The organism is Pseudomonas sp. NPDC008258 (assembly GCF_042956345.1).
In the GTDB taxonomy this organism is placed as follows: Bacteria; Pseudomonadota; Gammaproteobacteria; order Pseudomonadales; family Pseudomonadaceae; genus Aquipseudomonas.
Genome location: NZ_JBIBGE010000010.1, coordinates 88,791 through 110,475 on the forward strand (window position 1 = coordinate 88,791; position 21,685 = coordinate 110,475).

The window sequence follows — 21,685 nt, forward strand, 5'->3', positions numbered from 1 at the left end:
CGCGCCCGCGAAAGGGCCCGCACAGGCTACCGAGAACCCCAGTTCTGCTACCATGGCGCCCTGCCCGACAGCGACGAGCGCCGAAATGTCCAACCCCCGCCCCACCCTGCCCGAACTGGCCCGTTTCAACCAGCATTTCGCCGAGCGCATCGTGCCGATGTGGCAAGGGCCAGGCTGGAACGCCGACATGGCCCTGCCCTACGAGGCGCTGGACGATCAGCATCAGCCATTGCCCGTGCAGCGCTACCGGGCCATGGCCTGCGCCCGCCAGCTGTACCTGTTCAGCAGCCGCATCGGCCAACCGGGCGCAGCCGAGCGCGCAGCCGCCCTGTTCCGCTCCCTGCAAAAGCACTTCCACGACGCCGAGCACGGTGGCTGGTTCTACAGCATCGATGCCCAAGGCAAGCCGCTGGACCGGCGCAAGGACCTGTATACCCACGCATTCATCGTCTTCGCCTGCGCGCACTACTGGGGCAAGGTGCGCGAAAGCCTGGTGGAGTCCACCCTGAACGCCGCGCTGGACATCATCGACCAGCAGTTTGCCCGTGACGACGGCCTGTACGAAGCCAGCCTGGGCGAAGACTGGGCCGACCTGGGCAGCGGCCCGCTGCAGAACCCGCAGATGCACCTGGCCGAAGCGTTCCTGCAAGTGCTGGCGGTGCGTGATGACGAACATACCCGACAGTCACTGCTGCAACTGTGCGGAGCACTGCAAACCTGCTTCATCGAACCGGCCCACGGCCTGATGCTGGAAAAGCCACTCGGGGCTGTGGATAACTGGTTCGAGCCAGGGCATCAGTTCGAGTGGTTCTATTTGCTGCATACCTCGCCGCTGCTGCGTGATACGCCACTTCATGCGTCCATCGACCGGGCTTTCGGCTTTGCCGAGCAGTATGGGGTGAAGGATGGGGCAGTGTTGGCCATGCTGGATGTGGATGGCAAGGTTATCGATGCTACACAGCGGGTCTGGGCGCAGGCGGAGTACCTGAGGGCGCTGGTGTTGCGAGCTGGAGGCGAGGCGAAATTGCCAGAGCAGTTGCAGGTGCTGGAGGCGCGGTTCCTGCGTGAGGCGGGCTGGTATGAGTGCCGGGATGGTGGAGGCAGTGTCAGCCGGCATGACATGCCTTCGACTACCCCCTACCACTTGGCGACTTGCCTGGAAGGGTTGCAGCGCCTGGCCTGACGCTTTCGCGGGCACGCCCGCTCCCACAGGGATAGCGCCGACCTTGAGGGCGGCAAATTACCTGTGGGAGCGGGCGTGCCCGCGAAGAGGCCCTCGGATCAGCCCTTGACCGAGCGGTCTATGGAGAACCCTGCCCAATCCTGGCTCACCGGCATCAGCTCGAGGCTGTTGATATTGATGTGCGCCGGCTGGTTGAGGATCCAGAAGATGGTCTCGGCAATATCCTGCGGCTGGATCGGCTCGGCACCCGCATAGGTAGCGTCGTACTTGGCCTGGTCACCACCAAAGCGCACCAGCGAGAACTCGCTCTCGCACAGGCCCGGCTCGATGTTGCTCACCCGCACGCCAGTACCGCGCAGGTCGCAGCGCAGGCTCAGCGAGAACTGGCCGACAAAAGCCTTGGTGCCGCCATACACGTTGCTGCCCGGGTACGGGTAGTTGCCCGCCACCGAACCCACGTTGAGGATCGATGCACCACGGCCGTGGGCGATCAGGCGTGGCAGCAGCAACCGAGTGGTGTACATCAGGCCCTTGATGTTGGTGTCGACCATGGTTTCCCAGTCGTCCAGGCTGCAGTTCTGTGCCGCGTCCACACCCAGTGCCAGGCCAGCGTTGTTCACCAGGCCCTGAAGCTTGTCGAAGCCGGCCGGCAGGGTGGCAATGGCCTCTTCCATCGCCTTGCGGTCACGCACGTCCAATACCAGGCCATGCACTTCGGTCTTGGCCGACAGTTCGGCACACAGGGCATCCAGGCGCTCCTTGCGACGGCCGGTGAGCACCAGCTTCCAGCCGGCTTCGGCGAATCGGCGGGCGGTGGCCTCGCCAAAACCGGAAGTGGCGCCAGTGATGAATACGGTGGACGTCATGCTCTGTTCCTCACGGTAGGTTGTCATCGGCAGCTTTGCAGCATGCCCGCGCCGGGCGCTGGCAGCAAGCCGTTCATGGCACTGTTCATTTTTTGTACATAAGCGGCAAACCCTTGCGGCAGAGGGCCCGGCGCCAGCTATGCGCATGTTATCCACAAGGCTTTCCCCACGGATTGGGGGCAACTTGTCTGCTGAGCGGAACCCTTTCAGCGAAAGGTGGTCGGTGGATATCTTTTCAGTGATGGCGCAAGGCTTTCAAGCATGCCGCTTGCAGCGCTCTATCCAAGGTTTTTTCACAGACTTATCCACAGGCCTTTCGTTGCTCTGCGAATGAATGCAGGGCTTTGAAAAGCCTGGGAAAATCATCCACAAGGGGATTGTGATCAAAAAATAACCATACCCCTACAGGGCTTGGTATCAAAGGGCTTGAGCGAGATGCCACCATGTTTTCCACAGGCGGTTCCACATTATCCGTGGAAAAGATCTGGCCTGTGGAAACAAGGGCTTGGGATGGGATGGTGATGCGTATGGCGAGAGGTGCGCGACAAGTTGTCCACATTTGGAATGGGGCTGCTTTGCAGCCCATCGCAGGCAAGCCAGCTCCCACAGGTACTGCGTTGCTCTCAGGGCTTGTGAGATTCCTGTGGGAGCTGGCTTGCCTGCGATGGGCTGCAAAGCGGCCCCGAATTCAACTCAATGCCCGCCAAGATAGGCGTTACGCACCTCTTCGTTGACCAACAGTTCCTGCCCGGTCCCGGTCATGCGGATCTGCCCGTTGACCATCACATACGCCCGGTCCGACAGCTTCAGCGCATGGTTGGCGTTCTGCTCCACCAGGAAGATGGTCATCCCGCTCTTGGCCAGCTCACGCAAGGTCGAAAAGATCTGCTTGACCACGATCGGCGCCAGCCCCAGCGAGGGCTCGTCCAGCAGCAGCAACTTCGGCCGGCTCATCAGCGCACGGGCGATGGCCAGCATCTGCTGCTCGCCCCCGGACATGGTCATGGCCCGCTGGTTGCGCCGCTCCTTCAGCCGTGGGAACAACTCGTACATGCGCTGCATGTCTTCGGCGGCATGTTTGTCGCCGATGGGGATGGTGCCCATCATCAGGTTCTCCTCGACGGTCATGTCGGGGAACACCCGGCGCCCTTCCGGCGACTGGGCAATGCCGTTGGAGGCAATGTAGTGCGACGACTTGCGGGTGATGTCGGTGCCGCGGTACACAATGTGCCCAGCGGCCGCCCGCGGCTGGCCGAAGATCGACATCAGCAAGGTCGACTTGCCGGCACCGTTGGCACCGATCAGGCTGACCGTCTCGCCCTCGTTGATGTGCATCGACACCTTTTTCAGCGCCTGGATCGGCCCGTAGAACACGTCCAGGTCTTTCAGCTCGAGAATGGGTGCACTCATACCAGTTCCTCTTCGTCTGCACCCAGGTAGGCGGCGATCACCGTCGGGTTGTGGCGGATGTCCTGCGGGGCGCCTTCGGCAATCACGTTGCCGTGGTCCAGCACCACGATATGGTCGGAAATGCTCATGACCATGCCCATGTCGTGCTCGATCAGCACCACGGTAATGTCATGCTCGTCCCGGAGCACCCGGATCATGCGGCTGAGGGCTTCGGTTTCCTGCGGGTTCAGGCCGGCTGCCGGTTCGTCCAGGCAGATGATCTTTGGCCGCGTGCACATGGCCCGGGCAATTTCCAGGCGGCGCTGCTGGCCGTACGACAACTCGCCGGCCAGGCGGTTGGCACAGTCGACCAGGTCGACCACTTCCAGCCAGTAGAAGGCGTGGTCCAGCGCATCGCTCTCGGCCTTGCGGTAGGCCTTGGTGTTGAGCACCCCGGCCAGCAGGTTGCGGTTGACCCACATGTGCTGGGCTACCAACAGGTTCTCCACCACCGACATTTCCTTGAACAGGCGAATGTTCTGGAAGGTGCGCGCCAGGCCTGCGCGGTTGACCAGGTGAGTACCGCCGAACATCTTGTAGTACAGGCGGTTGGCAAAGCGCGCCGGCGACACGAAGTCGGCCGCCTGGAAGCGCTCGCCAAGCAGCTGGATGACGTTGGTGTGGCTGCCGCGTACGTTCAGCTCGATACGCCCGCCGCTGGCCTTGTAGAAGCCGGTCAGGCAGTTGAACACGGTGGTCTTGCCGGCGCCGTTGGGGCCGATCAGGGCGAAGATCTGGTTGCGCTTGACCTTCAGGCTGACGTCGCTGAGCGCCTTGATGCCGCCGAACTGCATCATCAGGTTGTCGACCGAGAGAATGATTTCGTCGCTCATGGCGCCACTCCTTTACGCGGGGTCACACCGGTACGGCTGATGCGGATCAGCCCACGCGGTCGCCAGATCATCATCAGCACCATCAACACACCGAACAGCAGTACCCGGTATTCGGAGAAGCTGCGCAGCAGCTCCGGCGCCACGGTCAGCACGAACGCTGCGATCACCACGCCCACGGTCGAGCCCATGCCGCCCAGTACGACGATGGCGAGGATCAGCGCCGATTCGAAGAAGGTAAACGACGACGGGTTGACGAAGCCCTGGTAGGTGGCAAAGAACACCCCGGCCAGGCCGGCGGTGGAGGCACCCAGGGTGAAGGCCGAAAGCTTGACCAGTACGTGGTTCAGGCCCATCGAACGGCAGGCGATCTCGTCTTCGCGCAGTGCTTCCCACGCCCGGCCGACCGGCATGCGGGTCAGGCGGTGCTTGATGTACAGCACCGCCAGCACGACCAGGAACAGCACCGCGTAGATGAACACGAACTTGAGGTTGGCGTTGTATTCAAAGCCGAAGAACTCATGGATCGGCACCCCGCCGTCCTTGGCCCGGCGGCCGAACTCCAGGCCGAAGAAGGTTGGCGACGGCGCCGGCATGCCGTTGGGGCCACCTGTGAACGACAGCCAGTTGTTCAGCACCAGCCGGATGATCTCGCCAAAGCCCAGGGTCACGATCGCCAGGTAGTCACCGTGCATCCTTAGCACCGGGAAGCCGAGGATACACCCCGCCAGCGCTGCGGCGATGGCTGCCAAGGGCAGTACGCTCCAGAAGCCCAGGCCGAGGTACTGGTAACCCAGCGCCAGGCCGTAGGCGCCAATGGCGTAGAACGCCACGTAACCCAGGTCGAGCAGGCCGGCCAGGCCGACCACGATATTCAGGCCAAGGCCCAGCAACACGTAGATCAGGCCGAGGATGACCACGGTCAGCAGGTACTTGTTGGCGAAGATCGGGAAGACGATGGCAATCACCACCAGCGCGGGGATGATGTAGCGCAAGCGCGACTTGTAGTCCGGTGCGTTCACATGCACGCCCGAGCCGCCGCTATCGAAAACCTGGAGCATGCGCGCACCAGCGGCGGTCTGCAGGTACAGGCTGAGCAGGAAGCGCCCCAGCATCACCCCACCTACCAGCCAGGCCACGCGGCGCGGCTCGGCATTGAAGCTGTAGCCGTCGAGCACCACGCCAACGACCGGGCCAAACACAATGAGTGCCAGCAGGCCGGCGACGATGGTCTCCAGCAGGCTGCGTTTAAGGTCGAAACCCTTGGTTTCGGAAGCAGAGGCAGTTTTGGCAACGGACATGTTCACACCTTAGCCACGAGCGGGCGACCCAGCAGGCCTTGTGGGCGGAAGATAAGGATCATCACCAGCAGCGAGAAGCTGAACACGTCCTTGTAGTCGGAGTTGATCAGGCCAGAGAACAGCGACTCGGAAATCCCCAGGATGATGCCGCCAAGCATGGCGCCAGGCAGTGAGCCGATACCACCGAGTACGGCGGCGGTGAACGCCTTGATGCCGATGATGAAGCCGGCGTAGAAGTCGAAGGTGCCGTAGTTCATGGTGATCAACACACCTGCCAGGGCGGCCATTACCGCACCGATGACAAACACGTACGAAATCACCCGGTCGGTGTTGATGCCCAGGATCGAGGCCATCTTGCGGTCTTGCTGGGTGGCACGGCACATGCGGCCGAGCTTGGTGTACTTGATCACGTAGGTGAGCAGCCCCATGCCCACGAAGGCGGCAATCAGGATGAAGATCTTGGTGTAGGTCAGTTGCACGAAGCCGGTACCGACTTCGACGCGCAATGCCCCTTCAAGCAGGGTCGGCACGCCTTGCTGGCGGGCACCCTGGCTGATCTGTGCGTAGTTCTGCAGGATCAGCGAGATGCCGATGGCACTGATAAGCGGTGCCAGGCGGGTGGAGTTACGCAGGGGTTTGTAGGCGATGCGCTCGATGGTGAAGCCGTACACGCCCGTGACGACGATGGTGAACAACAACGTGCCCAACATCAGCAGGGGGAACGACTCGATACCGAAATAAGCCAGCAATGCCAGGCTGATTGCCGCGAGGTACGCGGAAATCATGTACACCTCGCCGTGCGCGAAGTTGATCATGCCGATGATGCCATAGACCATTGTGTAGCCGATGGCGATCAGGCCATAGACCGACCCGAGGGTCAGGCCGTTGACCAGTTGCTGCAGGAAAATACCATCCATAACGCAATCTCACCTGAGTGAGACTGCACGGGCGCCGGCCACGGATGAAGCGGCCCCAAGCGGCGCAGAACCGTGCAGATCTCCGAAATAAAGACAGGTACCGCGGGGCTTGGGCCCGAGCATCAGCCCGGGCCGTGGGCCGTTATTATTTTTGTTTTTCCAGCTGGTGGTATTTACCGTCCTTGTCCCACTGGTAGACCACGTAGTCGGAGACGGTCAGGTCACCCTTGCTGTCCCACTTCTTCTCGCCCATTACGGTCTGCACCGGGTTGGCCTTCAGCCACTTGGCAGCGTCTTCGCCCTTGTTCGACTTGGAGCCGTTGAAAGCAGCGGCCAGGGCCTGCAGCGAGGCATAGGCGTACAGGGTGTAGCCTTCAGGTTCGGTACCGGCCTTGCGGAACTCTTCCACCACCGCCTTGCTGTCTGGCAGCAGGCGCGGGTCGGCGCCGAAGGTCATGTACACGCCATCGACGTATTGCGCGCCGCCGGCCGTGGCCACCAGTTCGTCGGTAACGATGCCGTCATCGGACATGAACTTGACGTCCTTCAGGCCCTGCTCGCGCAGCTGGCGTACCAGCGGGCCGGCCTCTGGGTGCAGGCCACCGAAATACACCACGTCGGCACCGGTGGAGCGGATCTTGGTAACCACGGCGCTGAAGTCTTTCTCGCCACGGGTCAGGCCTTCGTACAGCACAGGCTTGACGCCGCGTTTTTCCAGCTGCGCCTTGGTGGCGTCGGCCAGGCCTTGGCCGTAGGTGTCCTTGTCATGCAGCACCGCAACTTTCTTGCCCTTGAGCACATCAACGATGTAGTCGCCGGCGACGATGCCCTGCTGGTCGTCACGGCCACACATGCGGAACATGGCGCTCAGGCCGCGCTCGGTAACCTGTGGGTTGGTCGAGCCTGGGGTGATGGCGATGACGCCCGCCTCGTCATACACCTCGGACGCCGGAATGGTGTTGGAGGAGCAGAAGTGCCCGACCACACCGATCACCTTGTCCTGGTCGACCAGGCGGTTGGCCACGGCCACGGCCTGCTTCGGCTCGCAGGCGTCATCACCCTTCACCAGGACGATTTTCTCGCCATTCACGCCACCGGCGGCGTTGATCTTGTTGGCCGCTGCCTGCGCACCTTTCATGTACTGCTCGCCAAACGCTGCGTTCGCCCCGGTCATGGGGCCCGCTACACCGATCTTGACGTCGGCCTGAACATACGAAGAAACACCCAGTGCTGTAGCCACGGCCAGAGCCAGGAAACCTTTCTTGTAAAACGTCTGCGACATGAGGTGGTGCTCCTAGAGTTTTTTTTGGTTGGCACTACAACTTCTCAACCCTGTGCTCAGAGCAAGGGCCGTGCCATAGGTTTTGTCTTCCGGGAAAACACACTGTGACGGGCGCCAGCAAGCGACCGACGGCCTTTTCTTTATTGAGCGTGCAACCGTCTGCCACGCGGCAGGCGCCACCACACGTACAGACAAGGAGCAACCGTACGGTGCCATCATTGCAACCCCGACAAGTGTTTACGTGCAACCAGCCTGTAACAGCGGACGTCACCGAAGTGCACACCGCTGGTGCGCGACTGCTACAGGCGGCACCGTTTCAAGGCTAGCCGGTGCACGGAAAAACACCTCTGTTTTGGCTGTTCCGGCCTCTTCGCGGGCTTGCCCGCTCCCACAGGTAGCGCAACACCCTTGGGCCAAGTGGGGTCGTTGTGGGAGCGGGCGAGCCCGCGAAAGGGCCGGAACAGCCACACAAGGTATAAAAGGCTGGCACAATGTCCGCCATTCGCCGCTTCCGGAGCCCCCTTTGATGAGCGAGAGCGCATTCGCCGAGCGCATCGTGCACAACCTGCTCGACACCGACTTCTACAAACTCACCATGATGCAGGGCGTGTTGCACAACTACCCGGACGCTGACGTCGAATGGGAATTCCGCTGCCGCAACGGCGAGGACCTGCGCCCTTACCTGGGCGAGATCCGTCACCAGCTCGAACTGCTCAGCGACCTCACGCTGGATGATGGCCAACTGGCTTTCCTCGAACGCATCAGCTTCCTCAAGCCCGATTTCCTGCGCTTTCTGCGGCTGTTTCGCTTCAACCTGCGCTACGTACGCGTCGGTATCGAAAACGATCAACTGTTCCTGCGCCTGAAGGGCCCGTGGCTGCACGTAATCCTGTTCGAAGTGCCGCTACTGGCCATCATCAGCGAAGTGCGCAACCGCCAACTGCACCCGCACATGCGGCTGGCCGAAGCCCGGGACCAGCTGTACCGCAAGTTCGACTGGCTGCGTGCGCATGCCAGTGACGATGAACTGGCCGACCTGCAGGTAGCCGACTTCGGCACCCGTCGGCGTTTTTCCAGCCGCGTGCAGGAAGAAGTGGTGCGGGTATTGCGCGACGACTTCCCGGCCCGTTTCGTCGGCACCAGTAACGTCGACCTGGCATGGAAACTGGATATCAAGCCACTGGGCACCATGGCCCATGAGTGGATCATGGCCCACCAGCAGCTCGGCCCGCGCCTGATCGACAGCCAGATCGCCGCGCTGGACTGCTGGGTACGCGAGTACCGCGGGCTGCTCGGCATCGCCCTGACCGATTGCATCACCATGGACGCCTTCCTCGGCGATTTCGACCTGTACTTTGCCAAGCTGTTCGACGGCCTGCGCCACGACTCGGGCGAGCCGGTGGCCTGGGCAGAGAAGGCCATAGCCCACTACCAGAAACTGGGTATCGACCCCATGACCAAGACCCTGGTGTTCTCCGATGGCCTCAACCTGACCCGCTCGCTGGAGATATTCCGTGCCCTGCGCGGTCGCATCAACGTCAGTTTTGGCATCGGCACCAACCTGACTTGCGACATACCGGGTGTGGCCCCGATGAACATCGTGCTTAAAATGACCGACTGCAACGGCGCGCCAGTGGCCAAGATCTCGGACGAAGCCGCCAAGACCCAATGCCGCGACGAGAACTTCGTCGCCTATATGCGCCACGTATTCAAAGTCCCCAGCAAGGAGTAACCCATGCAAGCGGTTCAGCAAGAGATTGCCCAGGCGCTGAAGGTACAGCCGCCGTTCGCCGACACCGCCGCGCTCGAGGCCGAAGTCGCTCGGCGCGTGGCGTTCATCAAGGACTGCCTGGCCAACGCCCGGCTCAAGACCCTGGTGCTGGGCATCAGCGGCGGTGTCGACTCGCTGACCGCCGCCCTGCTCGCCCAGCGCGCCGTGAATGAACTGCGCGCCGAAACCGGCGACCAGGCATACACCTTCATTGCCGTGCGCCTGCCGTACCAGGTGCAGCATGACGAGCATGATGCCCAGGCTTGCCTGGAGGTGATCAAGGCCGATGAAGTGCACACCGTGGACATTGCCCCGGCAGTACGGGCATTGGCGGCGGAAGTGGTGGAGCTGAAGAACGGCTCGCCAACCCTGGTCGACTTCGTGGTCGGCAACGTCAAGGCGCGCACGCGCATGGTTGCCCAGTACACCATCGCCGGCGCACGCGCAGGCCTGGTAATCGGTACCGACCACGCCGCCGAGGCGGTGATGGGCTTCTTTACCAAGTTTGGTGATGGTGCCTGCGACCTGGCGCCGCTGAGCGGGCTGGTGAAGAACCAGGTACGGGCGATTGCGCGCAGCTTTGGTGCGCCGGAGTCACTGGTGGAAAAGGTGCCGACTGCCGACCTGGAAGACCTGGAACCAGGCAAGCCGGACGAAGCGTCGCATGGCGTGACCTACCAGCAGATCGATGCCTTCCTGCATGGGTTGCCGGTTGACCAGGCAGCGTTCGACATCATCGTCGCCACCTACCGCAAGACCCAGCACAAGCGCGAACTGCCGTTCGCCCCATAAAAGCTTCGCGGGCTCGCCCGCTCCCACAGGATAACCACTGCCCTTGAGAACAGTGGCTATCCTGTGGGAGCGGGCGAGCCCGCGAATAGGCCCTAGAGGCCTAGACAGCTGTCATTACTTGACGACGACCTTGCCCTTCATCATCGAGATGTGGCCCGGGAAGGTGCAGAAGAAGCTGTAGTCACCACCGGCTTCCAGCTTGGAAGTGTCGAACTTCACTTCGGTTTCTTTTTCCGGCGCACCGATCATCGCGGTGTGGGCAATGATGTTGGCATTGTCTTCTTTCAGGTAACCCTTCTCCAGGCCCTGGCTCATGCCTTCAGTGGCAATTGCCTGCATGTCGGCAGTCTTGCTGATCACCAGGTTGTGACCCATGACGTTCTTCGGCAGGTTGCCGGAGTGGGTCAGTTTGACGGTGAATTCCTTGCAGCTCTTGTCGACGGTGAATTCCTTGGTGGTATAGGACATCTGGTCGGTCGACTCGACAGTCACCGAGCACTCGGCTGCAAAGACAGAGGCGCTGGCGAGGGTCAGCAGGGATACCGCTACAGCTTTCGCAAACATCATGAATCTCCTTGGCAGGGTTTTATCAATTGCGAGACTGCCTGAAACCGTTCATCCCCCTGCTGATATGGGTCAAGGGGGTGTCAAGAGGCCAGCCAGTAGAATTGTTCAATGGATTGTATACAACCAATCTAAGGGCACATCATGCCCTTTTAATAGACGATGGGACAACCTCTCATTTAGGAGCAATACCAAATGCCCATCTCCCAATTCCTCAACAGCCTGCTCGCCGCCTACGCCCACGGCGCCACTGGTGCCATCTGCGAATTCTCCCGCCCCGAATGAAAGTGGCCTTGGAAGCAACGGGCATGCGCCGTACCCTGTACAGCTGAGTAACAGGAGATGAGCAATGCCCGTACGTTCCGTTTGTGTGTTCTGCGGCGCCAGCATCGGCGCCAACCCTGCTTACCGTGAAGCTGCCGTCGCGCTCGGCCAGGCCATTGCCCGCCGTGGGCTGACCCTGGTGTATGGCGGCGGTGCCGTAGGCCTGATGGGCGTGGTGGCCGACGCGGCCATGGCAGCCGGTGGCGAAGTGGTCGGCATCATCCCGCAAAGCCTGCTGGACGCTGAAGTCGGCCACAAAGGCCTGACGCGCCTGGAAGTGGTGGATGGCATGCATGCGCGCAAGGCCCGCATGGCCGAGCTGAGTGATGCATTTATCGCCCTGCCGGGTGGGCTGGGTACGCTGGAAGAACTGTTCGAAGTGTGGACCTGGGGGCAACTGGGCTATCACGCCAAGCCGCTGGGGCTACTCGATGTGAATGGCTTTTACGACAAGTTGGGCGGGTTCCTCGACCATATCGTCGAAGAAGGTTTCGTGCGGCCGCAGCACCGGGCGATGTTGCTGCTGGGGCAGCAGCCGGATGAGCTGCTGGACGGGATGGACAGCTTTGTTGCGCCGGTGGCGCCGAAGTGGGTCGACAAGAAGCCTGATTGACCTCGATCAGCAGGCCGAACACCTAACCTGTGGGAGCGGGCATGCCCGCGAATGCGGCAGTGAATCCACCATCGCATTCGCGGGCACGCCCGCTCCCACAGGGTTCTATGTAGCTTTCAAGATCAGCGCGGGATGACGGGCTGGCGCGGCTTCTTGTTGCCCTTGCCGCCTTTGGCCGCTTCCTTGCGCTCCTTGGCCGCCTTCTCGTTACGCGCAAACGCCTCGGCCTTGGCCTTCTCGCGCTTGTCCCACGGCTTGCTACCATCACTGGCACGCGGTGGCAGCCCGGTGTGCTGGGTGAGGATCTTCTGATCCTTGCCTACCTTGTGGCTGCCCGCTGGCGTCGAATTCTTGCGGCGCGCGCTCTGGTAAGTATCAGTCTGCGGCTGGTGCAGCGGGATCAGCTGGTGCTTGCCCGGGCCGATCAGGTCAGCACGGCCCATGCGCTCAAGCGCTTCACGCAGCATCGGCCAGCCCTTCGGGTCGTGGTAGCGCAAGAACGCCTTGTGCAGGCGGCGCTGCTCTTCGCTCTTGACGATCTCAACCCCTTCGCTCTTGTAGGTCACCTTGCGCAGCGGGTTCTTGCCCGAGTGGTACATGGCCGTGGCCGAAGCCATCGGCGACGGGTAGAACGCCTGCACCTGGTCGGCACGGAAGCCGTTGCCTTTCAGCCACAGGGCCAGGTTCATCATGTCTTCGTCGGTGGTGCCCGGGTGCGCGGCGATGAAGTACGGGATCAGGTACTGCTCCTTGCCCGCCTCTTTCGAGAACTTCTCGAACATGCGCTTGAAGCGGTCGTAGGTGCCGATACCCGGCTTCATCATCTTGTCCAGCGGGCCACGCTCGGTGTGCTCCGGGGCAATCTTCAGGTAGCCACCCACGTGGTGGGTAACCAGTTCCTTGACGTACTCCGGCGATTCCACGGCCAGGTCGTAGCGCAGGCCCGAGGCAATCAGGATCTTCTTCACACCCGGCAAGGCACGGGCCTTGCGGTACAACTCGATCAGCGAACTATGGTCGGTGTTGAGGTTTTCGCAAATGCCCGGGAACACGCAAGACGGCTTGCGGCAGTGCTTCTCGATGTCGTGGCTCTTGCAGGCGATGCGGTACATGTTGGCGGTCGGGCCGCCAAGGTCGGAGACCACGCCAGTGAAGCCCGGCACCTTGTCACGCATTTCTTCGATCTCGTGCAGGATCGACTCATGCGAGCGGTTCTGGATGATGCGGCCTTCGTGCTCGGTGATCGAGCAGAAGGTGCAGCCACCGAAGCAGCCACGCATGATGTTCACCGAGAAGCGGATCATCTCGTAGGCCGGGATGCGCTCCTTGCCATAGGCCGGGTGCGGAATACGCGCGTAGGGCATGCCGAACACGTAGTCCATCTCTTCGGTAGTCATGGGGATGGGTGGCGGGTTGAACCACACATCCACTTCGCCATGCTTCTGTACCAGGGCGCGGGCGTTGCCCGGGTTGGTCTCCAGGTGCAGCACGCGGTTGGCGTGGGCATAGAGTACCGGGTCGTTACGCACTTTTTCGAACGATGGCAGGCGGATCACCGACTTCTCGCGCGTCACGCTCGGGCTGTCGAGAATCTGCACGACCTTGGCTTCGTTCGGGTCTTCCTGGTCACCCTTGGCCTGCTCGATGGCGCAAGCCTGGGTGTCCTGGGTGTTCACGTACGGGTTGATGATCTTGTCGACGCGGCCTGGGCGGTCGATGCGGGTGGAGTCGATCTCGTACCAGCCCTGAGGGGTATCACGGCGTACGAAGGCGGTGCCGCGTACGTCGGTGATGCTCTCGATCTTCTCGCCCTGGGACAGGCGCTGGGCCACTTCGACAATGGCCCGCTCGGCGTTGCCGTACAGCAGGATATCGGCGCTGGCGTCGATCAGGATCGAATGGCGAACCTTGTCCTGCCAATAGTCGTAGTGGGCAATGCGGCGCAGCGAAGCCTCGATGCCACCCAGCACGATCGGTACGTGCTTGTAGGCTTCCTTGCAGCGCTGGCTGTACACCAGGCTGGCACGGTCCGGGCGCTTGCCGGCCAGGCCACCCGGGGTATAGGCGTCGTCAGAGCGGATTTTCTTGTCCGCGGTGTAGCGGTTGATCATCGAGTCCATGTTGCCTGCGGCCACACCGAAGAACAGGTTCGGCTCGCCGAGCTTCATGAAATCGTCTTTGGACTGCCAGTTCGGCTGCGCAATGATGCCCACGCGGAAGCCCTGGGCCTCCAGCAGGCGGCCGATGATGGCCATGCCGAACGAGGCGTGGTCGACGTAGGCGTCCCCGGTCACGATGATGATGTCGCAGGAGTCCCAGCCGAGCAGATCCATCTCCTCCCTGCTCATTGGCAGGAAAGGTGCTGGCCCGAAGCATTCGGCCCAGTACTTGGGATAGTCGTAGAGTGGTTTGGCTGCTTGCATGTCAGTGACCGGTTCTGGTGTACAGGGAAATCGCGGGCGCGGAATATAGCACAAATTTTGACCAAATCCGACGGTGGTTGTCGGATTCCTGTGAGGCCAGTGGCTTATTCGTCGTCGTCGAAGTTGTACATCCCCGGCGCAAGGTTCTCGAAGCGGGTGTACTTGCCAATAAACGCCAGGCGCACAAAGCCGATAGGGCCGTTACGCTGTTTACCGATGATGATTTCCGCCACGCCCTTGTGCTCGGTCTCGGGGTGGTACACCTCGTCGCGGTACACGAACATGATCACGTCGGCGTCCTGCTCGATTGCACCGGATTCACGCAAGTCGGAGTTCACCGGGCGTTTGTTCGGGCGCTGTTCCAGGGAGCGGTTCAGCTGCGACAGGGCGATGACCGGGCAGTTGAACTCCTTGGCCAGGGCCTTGAGCGAGCGGGAGATCTCGGAAATTTCGTTGGTACGGTTGTCACCGGCCGAACCCGGGATCTGCATGAGCTGCAGGTAGTCGACCATGATCATGCCGATTTCACCGTGCTCACGCGCCAGGCGACGGGTACGCGCCCGCATTTCCGACGGGCTGATGCCGGCGGTATCGTCGATGAACAGCTTGCGGTCGTTGAGCAGGTTCACTGCCGAGGTCAGGCGCGGCCAGTCGTCGTCGTCCAGCTGGCCGGAACGTACCTTGGTCTGGTCGATTCGGCCAAGGGACGAGAGCATACGCATGATCAGCGATTCACCTGGCATCTCGAGGGAGAACACCAGCACCGCCTTTTCGCTGCGCAGCACGGCGTTTTCCACCAGGTTCATGGCGAAGGTGGTCTTACCCATCGACGGACGACCCGCGACGATGATCAGGTCAGCCGCTTGCAAGCCGCTGGTTTTCTCGTCCAGGTCGGTGTAACCGGTGGAGATACCGGTGATATCACTGTCGGAGTTGAACAGCGTATCGATACGGTCGATGGCCATGGTCAACAGCTCGTTGACGCCCACCGGGCCACCGGTTTTCGGCCGGGCCTCGGCGATCTGGAAGATCTGCCGTTCGGCATCGTCGAGGATTTCTTCGGCGTTACGCCCTTGGGGGTTGAAGGCGTTGTCGGCGATGTCGGTACTGATGCTGATCAGCTGGCGCAACGTAGCCCGTTCGCGAATGATCGCGGCGTAGGCCTTGATGTTGGCCACCGACGGGGTGTTCTTGGCCAGCTCGGCCAGGTACGCCAGGCCGCCGATTTGCGAAGAGAGGCCTTCCTTGTCCAGTTGCTCGTGCAGGGTCACCACGTCGAATGGCTGGTTGGCGTCGGCCAACTTGTGCACGGCACGGAAGATCAGGCGGTGGTCATGCCGGTAGAAGTCACCGTCCGACACCTGATCCAGCACTCGCTCCCAGGCGTTGTTGTCCAGCATCAGGCCACCGAGCACGGCCTGTTCGGCCTCGATGGAATGCGGCGGCACCTTAAGGGCTGCGGTTTGCAGGTCTAGCTGTTCGGAGGTAGTGATCTCGTTCATGGCCACGAAAGAATTCTGGAGGACGAAAAAGACAAAGGGCACGGCCTGTAAAACAGGACCGTGCCCGATGTTAACCGCCTGGCTCGCAAGGAGCCAGCCAGTCAGCGCAGCTTAGGCAGCTACGACAACCACGCGTACGGTGGCTTCAACGTCGCTGTGCAGGTGCACGGCTACGTCGTATTCGCCAACTTGACGGATGGTGCCGTTCGGCAGACGAACTTCAGCCTTGGCTACTTCAACGCCGGAGGCGGTCAGAGCGTCAGCGATGTCGTGGGTGCCGATCGAACCGAACAGCTTGCCTTCGTCGCCAGCGGTGGCAGTGATGGTCACTTCCAGCTCGGCCAGTTGGGCAGCGCGGCTTTCAGCCGAAGCTTTCTTGTCAGCGGCTGCTTTTTCCAGCTCGGCGCGACGCTCTTCGAACGCAGCCAGGTTGGCGGCGTTGGCAACGGTGGCCTTGCCGAATGGCAGCAGGAAGTTACGGCCGTAACCAGCCTTAACTTTTACTTTGTCGCCCAGGTTGCCCAGGTTAGCGACTTTTTCCAGCAGGATCAGTTCCATTTGGTAAAACCTCTTAACTTTTAACCTTCACCGTTCGCGGAGTCATTCCCCTTGGGGGACTTGCGACCGCGAAAATCAATCAGGCTGTCGACAATGGCCAAAACCATCAGTAACGGATAAATCAGCTGCATGATCAGCGGCAACGTCACGTACATGCCCACCAGCCAGAAACCGGCCAGTCGACCCTGTGCCACCAGCCCATGCATCAAGGCGATGCCGGCCAGCACCAGTACCAGGCTCGAAGCCGATGCCAGGATGATGAACTGCGACCCGATGAACGGGGCCACCACCATCACTGCCACCAAGACCGCCATGGTCTGTTTGGGCAACTTCAGGGCGCGAAACTCGCGACCGAAGCCTCCAGGGTTGTACAACGCTGCCTGCCAATAGCGCGCCAGCACCAAGGCCAGCACACTGAACAATTGCACCGTCACTGCTGTGGAAGCGACCAGCACAGGGCGGATCAGCTCACCGGAGAGCACCGGTTGCCCCTCGATTTGCGGCATGGCTTCGGGAAACGCCTTGGCCAGCACATCGAAGGTTTGTGCCAGCACCAGATCGAGCACGAGGCTGAAAGCCACGGCGAACACGGCACTGACCACCAACACCCGGCTCCAGGGATGATCGGCACGCAACATGGCGGCCAAGGCCACGGCACCCGCAATCACCAGAAAGGTGATGGGATCGCCCATGACCCACACGGCCAGCCCGGCGAGCAAGCCGCCAGCGATGACCGATGTAGCATCCTTGAACCCACGCCGCAGCAGCACAAGGCTGCCAGCAGCGGCACTCAACCAGAACAGCAGCGGCAGTACCGCGCTGATGACCACCACGAGGGTGGCCTGCACACGACCGCGCATGATGAAACTTGCTAACGCTCGCATGCTAATCCCTTACTACTTGTCGACGACCCGGTCTCAGCGGCCGTGGCTGTCGGTGTAGGGCAGCAGGGCCAGGAAGCGGGCGCGCTTGATAGCGGTAGCCAGCTGACGCTGATAACGAGCTTTGGTACCGGTGATACGGCTTGGAACGATCTTGCCGGTTTCGGATACGTAAGCTTTCAGGGTGTTGAGATCTTTGAAGTCGATCTCTTTCACGTCTTCAGCAGTGAAGCGGCAGAATTTACGACGACGGAAGAAACGTGCCATTTAATAGGCTCCTCTAAAGGTCCGTGGATTACTCGTCAGCGTTATCGCTGGAGTCGCTGTCATTGCTGTCGTCGCCTTCGGCGGAGTCAGCATGCTCAGGACGCTCACGACGCTCACGGCGCTCGCTGCGGTTTTCTTCAGCCTTCAGCATCTCGGACTGACCGGTAACGGCTTCGTCGCGACGGATGACCAGGTTACGGATAACGGCATCGTTGTAGCGGAAGTTGTCTTCCAGCTCGGCCAGGGCCTTGCCGGTGCACTCAACGTTCAGCATCACGTAGTGAGCCTTGTGAACATTGTTGATTGCGTAGGCCAGTTGACGACGGCCCCAGTCTTCCAGGCGGTGGATTTTGCCACCGTCTTCTTCGATCAGCTTGGTGTAACGCTCAACCATGCCGCCGACTTGCTCGCTCTGGTCCGGGTGAACCAGGAAGATGATTTCGTAATGACGCATGAATGCTCCTTACGGGTTAGTAGTCTGCCAGGGAATCTGGTCAGACAAGGAGTGAATGACACTGTATGTCTTGCACGGAGGGGAGGCACATGCGCGCCTGCCAGCTCGGCAAGGGGCGCAATTGTAGAGAAGGCGTTGCGCACAAGCAAGGCAATTGGCGAATATTTGAACAGCCTGAAACACTTTATGCCTGCACTGGCCCTATCGCCGGCAAGCCAGCTCCCACAGGATCGCCACAGGTGCTGAGCCTTGTGGTGTACCTGTGGGAGCTGGCTTGCCGGCGATAGGGCCGGTACAGGCTATAGATCAGCGTTTGGCCTGGCGCTGACGCACGGCCTCGAACAGGCAAACCCCGGTCGCCACCGAAACGTTCAGGCTGCTGACACTACCGCCCATCGGCAACTTCACCAGGAAATCGCAATGATCGCGGGTCAGCCGGCGCATGCCCTTGCCTTCCGCGCCCATGATCATCACCAGCGGCCCGGTCAGGTCCTGCTGGTAGATCTCCTGCTCGGCCTCGCCCGCGGTACCGACCACCCACAGGCCGCGTTGCTGCAACTTCTCCAGGGTACGCGCCAGGTTGGTCACGGCCACCAGCGGAATCACCTCGGCAGCGCCGCAAGCAACCTTGCGCACCACCGGGGTAAGGGTTGCCGACTTGTCCTTGGGCACGACCACCGCCGTGGCACCGGCAGCATCGGCCGTGCGCAAGCATGCGCCGAGGTTGTGCGGGTCGGTGACACCGTCCAGCACCAGAATCAGCGGTGGAGTTTCGGTACGCTCAAGCAGTTCCTCGAGCATCAGTTCGCCCCACACCTGGCTCGGGCTCACCTCGGCAACCACGCCCTGGTGCACGCCTTCGACCCAGGCATCCATCTCACGGCGCTCGGCCTGGCCAACCTGCACGCGGTTTTCCGCAGCCAGCGCCAGCAGCGCCTGCAGGCGTGGCTCGCTGCGCCCTTCCGAGAGCCAGATCTGCTTGACCCGCTTCGGATGGTGCTGCAGCAATGCCTGCACGGCGTGCACGCCGTAGATCTTTTCCAGCTGACTCATGACTTGCTCTTGCTCTTGCGTGGCGCACCGGACTTCGGCGGGCCTTTACGGTGCTTGGTCGGCTTGCCGGAACCGGAGGGCTTACCACCTTTGTCCGACTTGCTGCTGGCATGGCCGCCACTGCGCGCCTCGCTCATCAGCGCCTTTTTCATTTCGCGGCTCTTGCGCACCTCGGCGTTGCGCTGCACGGCGTCTTTCGGGAAGTACGCCTCGGCGGTTTCGCTCTTGCGGCTACGCGGCTTGGGCGTGGCTTTCGCCTCGGTCACCGGCTGTTGCTCAGCCTTGTCGGCTGCCGGCGCAGCGCCGCGCTGCTTGCGGCCGATCGGCGCAGCAAGGGTCTTGTCCGACACTTCGAAGTCGATCTTGCGCTCGTCCAGGTCGACGCGCATGACCTTGACTTCGATGGTATCGCCCAGGCGGAAGCTGCGCCCGGTGCGCTCGCCCGACAGGCGGTGATGCACTGGGTCAAAGTGGTAGTAGTCGCCCGGCAGTGCACTGACGTGCACCAGGCCTTCTACATAGATGTCGGTCAGTTCGACGAACAGGCCGAAACCGGTCACCGCGGTGATCACGCCCGGGAAGGTTTCGCCCACGCGGTCCTTCATGAACTCGCACTTCAGCCAATTGACCACGTCACGGGTGGCCTCATCGGCGCGGCGCTCGGTCATCGAGCACTGCTCGCCGAGTTGCTCCAGGGTGTTCTCGTCGTATGGGTAGATGCGCGCCTTGGGAATGCTCATGGCGCCGGCACGCTTGACGTGCGGGGTATCGACCTTGGAACGGATGATGCTGCGGATGGCGCGGTGCACCAGCAGGTCCGGGTAACGGCGGATCGGCGAGGTGAAGTGGGTATACGCCTCGTAGTTCAGGCCGAAGTGACCGTTGTTTTCGGTGCTGTACACAGCCTGGCTCAGCGAGCGCAGCATTACGGTCTGGATCAGGTGGAAGTCCGGGCGCCCGGCGATGCTGGCCAGCAGGGCCTGGTAATCCTTCGGCGACGGGTCCTTGCCCTTGTGCAGGCTCAGGCCCAGTTCGCCCAGGAAGGCGCGCAGTTTTTCCAGGCGCTCCGGCGGCGGGCCGTCGTGCACACGGTACAGGGCCGGCACGCCGTGCTTCTGCAGGAACTCGGCAGTGGCGACGTTGGCCGCCAGCATGCATTCCTCGATCAGCTTGTGGGCGTCGTTGCGCACGGTCGGGCGGATTTCCGCGATCTTGCGCTGGTCGCCGAAGATGATGCGGGTTTCCTGGGTTTCGAAGTCGATGGCCCCACGGGTGTGACGGGCATCCACCAGCACCTTGTACAGGTTGTACAGGTTCTTCAGGTCCGGCACGACCTCCTTGTACTCCTCGCGCAGCGCCTTGCCCTCACGGGTGCGGGCGTGCTCGAGCATGCTGCTGACCTTGTTGTAGGTCAGGCGGGCGTGGGAGTGAATGACGCCTTCATAGAACTGGTAGTCGACCATCTGGCCGGCTTTGTTCATGGTCATTTCACAGACCATGGCCAAGCGGTCGACATGTGGGTTCAGCGAGCACAGGCCGTTGGACAGCTCTTCGGGAAGCATCGGCACCACGCGCTCGGGGAAGTACACCGAGTTACCGCGCTGCTGAGCCTCGACGTCCAGGGCCGAGCCCAGGCGGACGTAGCTGGACACATCGGCGATGGCCACATACAGGCGCCAGCCACCGGAGAACAGGCGCAGCTTGCCCAGCGGTTCGCAATAGACAGCATCGTCGAAGTCACGCGCATCCTCGCCGTCGATGGTGACGAACGGCAGGTGGCGCAGGTCGACGCGCTTCTCTTTGTCCTTCTCCTCGACTTCGGAGCGGAACTTGCGCGCTTCCTTGACTACAGCATCGGGCCAGACGTGCGGAATGTCGTAGCTGCGCAGGGCAACGTCGATTTCCATGCCTGGCGCCATGTAGTTGCCGATGACTTCGACCACGTCGCCTTGCGGCTGGAAGCGCGGGGTTGGCCAGTGGGTGATCTTGATTTCGACGAACTGGCCAATCTTGGCGCCGCCGTTACGCCCGGCAGTTACCAGCACTTCTTGCTGGATCTTCGGGTTGTCCGGGGTTACGTAGCCAATGCCGCCTTCTTCGAAGTAGCGGCCGACCACGCTTTCGTGGGCGCGGGAAATGACCTCGACGATGACGCCTTCACGGCGGCCACGGCGGTCGGTACCGGAAACACGCGCCAGCGCGCGGTCGCCATCGAAGGCCAGGCGCATTTGCGACGGGCCGAGGAACAGGTCGTCGCTGCCATCATCGGGGATGAGGAAGCCAAAGCCATCGCGGTGACCGGAGATGCGGCCGCAGATCAGGTCCAGCTTGTCTACCGGGGCATAAGTGCCGCGCCGGGTATAGATAAGCTGGCCATCGCGCTCCATGGCACGCAGGCGACGGCGCAGGGCTTCGATCTGGTCTTCTTCATACAGACCAAACTCTTTCGCCAGCTCCTCGCGCGCAGCGGGTTCGCCACGGTCGGCAAGGCGCTGCAGGATCAGCTCACGGCTGGGAATGGGGTTGTCGTATTTTTCCGCTTCGCGAGCGGCCTCGGGATCGAGGGATTGCCAATCGGCCATCAGAAGGGGTTCACCTTGGGGTATATAGATAGGAATTCTGGCATAGGCGTATTGAAACCGGAAATGTCGGCCT

At 61.7% G+C, this 21,685-nt stretch carries 19 protein-coding genes; 4 read left to right on the forward strand and 15 right to left on the reverse strand.

What is annotated here, in order from left to right:
- Nucleotides 1-85: 85 nt before the first annotated feature.
- Nucleotides 86-1,183 (forward strand): AGE family epimerase/isomerase, encoded by a 1,098-nt coding sequence (locus ACFY9W_RS10560; RefSeq protein WP_391129417.1) that lies wholly within the window; start codon nucleotides 86-88, stop codon nucleotides 1,181-1,183.
- Nucleotides 1,184-1,281: 98 nt separating this feature from the next.
- On the opposite strand, the gene ACFY9W_RS10565 is transcribed toward ACFY9W_RS10560, so the two are convergent.
- The 6 genes from ACFY9W_RS10565 to ACFY9W_RS10590 form a co-directional block, all read right to left on the reverse strand.
- Entirely contained in the window at nucleotides 1,282-2,049 is a 768-nt protein-coding gene (locus ACFY9W_RS10565; RefSeq protein ID WP_391129420.1) for an SDR family NAD(P)-dependent oxidoreductase, read from the reverse strand.
- A 693-nt stretch (nucleotides 2,050-2,742) separates the two neighbouring features.
- Nucleotides 2,743-3,459, reverse strand: coding sequence for an ATP-binding cassette domain-containing protein (locus tag ACFY9W_RS10570; RefSeq protein ID WP_391129423.1), 717 nt, complete (start codon nucleotides 3,457-3,459; stop codon nucleotides 2,743-2,745).
- Nucleotides 3,456-4,331: an ATP-binding cassette domain-containing protein gene (locus ACFY9W_RS10575; protein WP_054900210.1), complete on the reverse strand. Its 876-nt coding sequence runs from the start codon at nucleotides 4,329-4,331 to the stop codon at nucleotides 3,456-3,458. The genes ACFY9W_RS10570 and ACFY9W_RS10575 overlap by 4 nt, the downstream gene beginning before the upstream one ends.
- Nucleotides 4,328-5,629, reverse strand: coding sequence for a high-affinity branched-chain amino acid ABC transporter permease LivM (gene livM, locus ACFY9W_RS10580; RefSeq protein ID WP_391129427.1), 1,302 nt, complete (start codon nucleotides 5,627-5,629; stop codon nucleotides 4,328-4,330). Before livM ends, ACFY9W_RS10575 begins: the two co-directional genes overlap by 4 nt.
- Nucleotides 5,630-5,631: 2 nt before the next feature.
- Complete coding sequence (locus ACFY9W_RS10585; RefSeq protein WP_119371591.1) at nucleotides 5,632-6,546, reverse strand: branched-chain amino acid ABC transporter permease LivH; 915 nt, start codon at nucleotides 6,544-6,546, stop codon at nucleotides 5,632-5,634.
- A 145-nt stretch (nucleotides 6,547-6,691) separates the two neighbouring features.
- The gene (locus ACFY9W_RS10590; protein ID WP_391129430.1) at nucleotides 6,692-7,828 is read right to left on the reverse strand and encodes an ABC transporter substrate-binding protein; all 1,137 of its coding nucleotides are present in this window, start codon (nucleotides 7,826-7,828) and stop codon (nucleotides 6,692-6,694) included.
- 526 nt (nucleotides 7,829-8,354) lie between these two features.
- Here ACFY9W_RS10590 and pncB point away from each other — a divergent pair.
- Together pncB and nadE are read left to right on the forward strand one after the other, a co-directional pair.
- Entirely contained in the window at nucleotides 8,355-9,560 is a 1,206-nt protein-coding gene (pncB, locus tag ACFY9W_RS10595; protein ID WP_391129433.1) for a nicotinate phosphoribosyltransferase, read from the forward strand.
- Nucleotides 9,561-9,563: 3 nt separating this feature from the next.
- A complete protein-coding gene (nadE, locus tag ACFY9W_RS10600; RefSeq protein WP_391129436.1) occupies nucleotides 9,564-10,391 on the forward strand; it encodes an ammonia-dependent NAD(+) synthetase in 828 nt (275 codons plus the stop codon).
- A gap of 114 nt (nucleotides 10,392-10,505) precedes the next feature.
- On the opposite strand, the gene azu is transcribed toward nadE, so the two are convergent.
- Nucleotides 10,506-10,955 (reverse strand): azurin, encoded by a 450-nt coding sequence (gene azu, locus ACFY9W_RS10605; RefSeq protein WP_391129439.1) that lies wholly within the window; start codon nucleotides 10,953-10,955, stop codon nucleotides 10,506-10,508.
- Nucleotides 10,956-11,304: 349 nt separating this feature from the next.
- On the opposite strand from azu, the gene ACFY9W_RS10610 reads away from it, so the two are divergent.
- Entirely contained in the window at nucleotides 11,305-11,892 is a 588-nt protein-coding gene (locus ACFY9W_RS10610; protein WP_391129442.1) for a TIGR00730 family Rossman fold protein, read from the forward strand.
- A gap of 122 nt (nucleotides 11,893-12,014) precedes the next feature.
- Here ACFY9W_RS10610 and ACFY9W_RS10615 read toward each other — a convergent pair whose 3' ends face one another.
- The 8 genes from ACFY9W_RS10615 to rnr form a co-directional block, all read right to left on the reverse strand.
- Nucleotides 12,015-14,315, reverse strand: a complete 2,301-nt coding sequence (locus ACFY9W_RS10615) for a YgiQ family radical SAM protein (protein ID WP_391129445.1) — start codon at nucleotides 14,313-14,315, stop codon at nucleotides 12,015-12,017.
- Nucleotides 14,316-14,419: 104 nt separating this feature from the next.
- Nucleotides 14,420-15,817 carry a replicative DNA helicase gene (gene dnaB, locus ACFY9W_RS10620; RefSeq protein ID WP_391129448.1) on the reverse strand — a complete coding sequence of 466 codons (1,398 nt, stop codon included), beginning with the start codon at nucleotides 15,815-15,817 and terminating at the stop codon, nucleotides 14,420-14,422.
- A gap of 111 nt (nucleotides 15,818-15,928) precedes the next feature.
- On the reverse strand, nucleotides 15,929-16,375 hold the full coding sequence (gene rplI, locus ACFY9W_RS10625) for a 50S ribosomal protein L9 (RefSeq protein WP_003249568.1): 447 nt from the start codon (nucleotides 16,373-16,375) through the stop codon (nucleotides 15,929-15,931).
- A 20-nt stretch (nucleotides 16,376-16,395) separates the two neighbouring features.
- Nucleotides 16,396-17,259, reverse strand: a complete 864-nt coding sequence (locus ACFY9W_RS10630; protein WP_391129451.1) for a hypothetical protein — start codon at nucleotides 17,257-17,259, stop codon at nucleotides 16,396-16,398.
- Nucleotides 17,260-17,292: 33 nt separating this feature from the next.
- Nucleotides 17,293-17,523, reverse strand: coding sequence for a 30S ribosomal protein S18 (gene rpsR / locus ACFY9W_RS10635; protein WP_003249563.1), 231 nt, complete (start codon nucleotides 17,521-17,523; stop codon nucleotides 17,293-17,295).
- A 28-nt stretch (nucleotides 17,524-17,551) separates the two neighbouring features.
- A complete protein-coding gene (gene rpsF, locus ACFY9W_RS10640; protein ID WP_003249557.1) occupies nucleotides 17,552-17,977 on the reverse strand; it encodes a 30S ribosomal protein S6 in 426 nt (141 codons plus the stop codon).
- A 306-nt stretch (nucleotides 17,978-18,283) separates the two neighbouring features.
- The gene (gene rlmB, locus ACFY9W_RS10645; RefSeq protein WP_391129454.1) at nucleotides 18,284-19,030 is read right to left on the reverse strand and encodes a 23S rRNA (guanosine(2251)-2'-O)-methyltransferase RlmB; all 747 of its coding nucleotides are present in this window, start codon (nucleotides 19,028-19,030) and stop codon (nucleotides 18,284-18,286) included.
- Entirely contained in the window at nucleotides 19,027-21,612 is a 2,586-nt protein-coding gene (gene rnr / locus ACFY9W_RS10650; RefSeq protein WP_391129457.1) for a ribonuclease R, read from the reverse strand. Before rnr ends, rlmB begins: the two co-directional genes overlap by 4 nt.
- Nucleotides 21,613-21,685 lie beyond the last annotated feature (73 nt).

Coding starts and splice junctions, on each gene's coding strand:
- ACFY9W_RS10630 (WP_391129451.1), bottom strand. CDS start 17,259: ATGCGAGCGTTAGCAAGTTTCATCATGCGCGGTCGTGTGCAGGCCACC.
- ACFY9W_RS10610 (WP_391129442.1), top strand. CDS start 11,305: ATGCCCGTACGTTCCGTTTGTGTGTTCTGCGGCGCCAGCATCGGCGCC.
- ACFY9W_RS10565 (WP_391129420.1), bottom strand. CDS start 2,049: ATGACGTCCACCGTATTCATCACTGGCGCCACTTCCGGTTTTGGCGAG.
- livM (WP_391129427.1), bottom strand. CDS start 5,629: ATGTCCGTTGCCAAAACTGCCTCTGCTTCCGAAACCAAGGGTTTCGAC.
- ACFY9W_RS10615 (WP_391129445.1), bottom strand. CDS start 14,315: ATGCAAGCAGCCAAACCACTCTACGACTATCCCAAGTACTGGGCCGAA.
- ACFY9W_RS10570 (WP_391129423.1), bottom strand. CDS start 3,459: ATGAGTGCACCCATTCTCGAGCTGAAAGACCTGGACGTGTTCTACGGG.
- ACFY9W_RS10560 (WP_391129417.1), top strand. CDS start 86: ATGTCCAACCCCCGCCCCACCCTGCCCGAACTGGCCCGTTTCAACCAG.
- rplI (WP_003249568.1), bottom strand. CDS start 16,375: ATGGAACTGATCCTGCTGGAAAAAGTCGCTAACCTGGGCAACCTGGGC.
- ACFY9W_RS10590 (WP_391129430.1), bottom strand. CDS start 7,828: ATGTCGCAGACGTTTTACAAGAAAGGTTTCCTGGCTCTGGCCGTGGCT.
- rpsR (WP_003249563.1), bottom strand. CDS start 17,523: ATGGCACGTTTCTTCCGTCGTCGTAAATTCTGCCGCTTCACTGCTGAA.
- rpsF (WP_003249557.1), bottom strand. CDS start 17,977: ATGCGTCATTACGAAATCATCTTCCTGGTTCACCCGGACCAGAGCGAG.
- rlmB (WP_391129454.1), bottom strand. CDS start 19,030: ATGAGTCAGCTGGAAAAGATCTACGGCGTGCACGCCGTGCAGGCATTG.
- rnr (WP_391129457.1), bottom strand. CDS start 21,612: ATGGCCGATTGGCAATCCCTCGATCCCGAGGCCGCTCGCGAAGCGGAA.
- dnaB (WP_391129448.1), bottom strand. CDS start 15,817: ATGAACGAGATCACTACCTCCGAACAGCTAGACCTGCAAACCGCAGCC.
- azu (WP_391129439.1), bottom strand. CDS start 10,955: ATGTTTGCGAAAGCTGTAGCGGTATCCCTGCTGACCCTCGCCAGCGCC.
- ACFY9W_RS10585 (WP_119371591.1), bottom strand. CDS start 6,546: ATGGATGGTATTTTCCTGCAGCAACTGGTCAACGGCCTGACCCTCGGG.
- pncB (WP_391129433.1), top strand. CDS start 8,355: ATGAGCGAGAGCGCATTCGCCGAGCGCATCGTGCACAACCTGCTCGAC.
- ACFY9W_RS10575 (WP_054900210.1), bottom strand. CDS start 4,331: ATGAGCGACGAAATCATTCTCTCGGTCGACAACCTGATGATGCAGTTC.
- nadE (WP_391129436.1), top strand. CDS start 9,564: ATGCAAGCGGTTCAGCAAGAGATTGCCCAGGCGCTGAAGGTACAGCCG.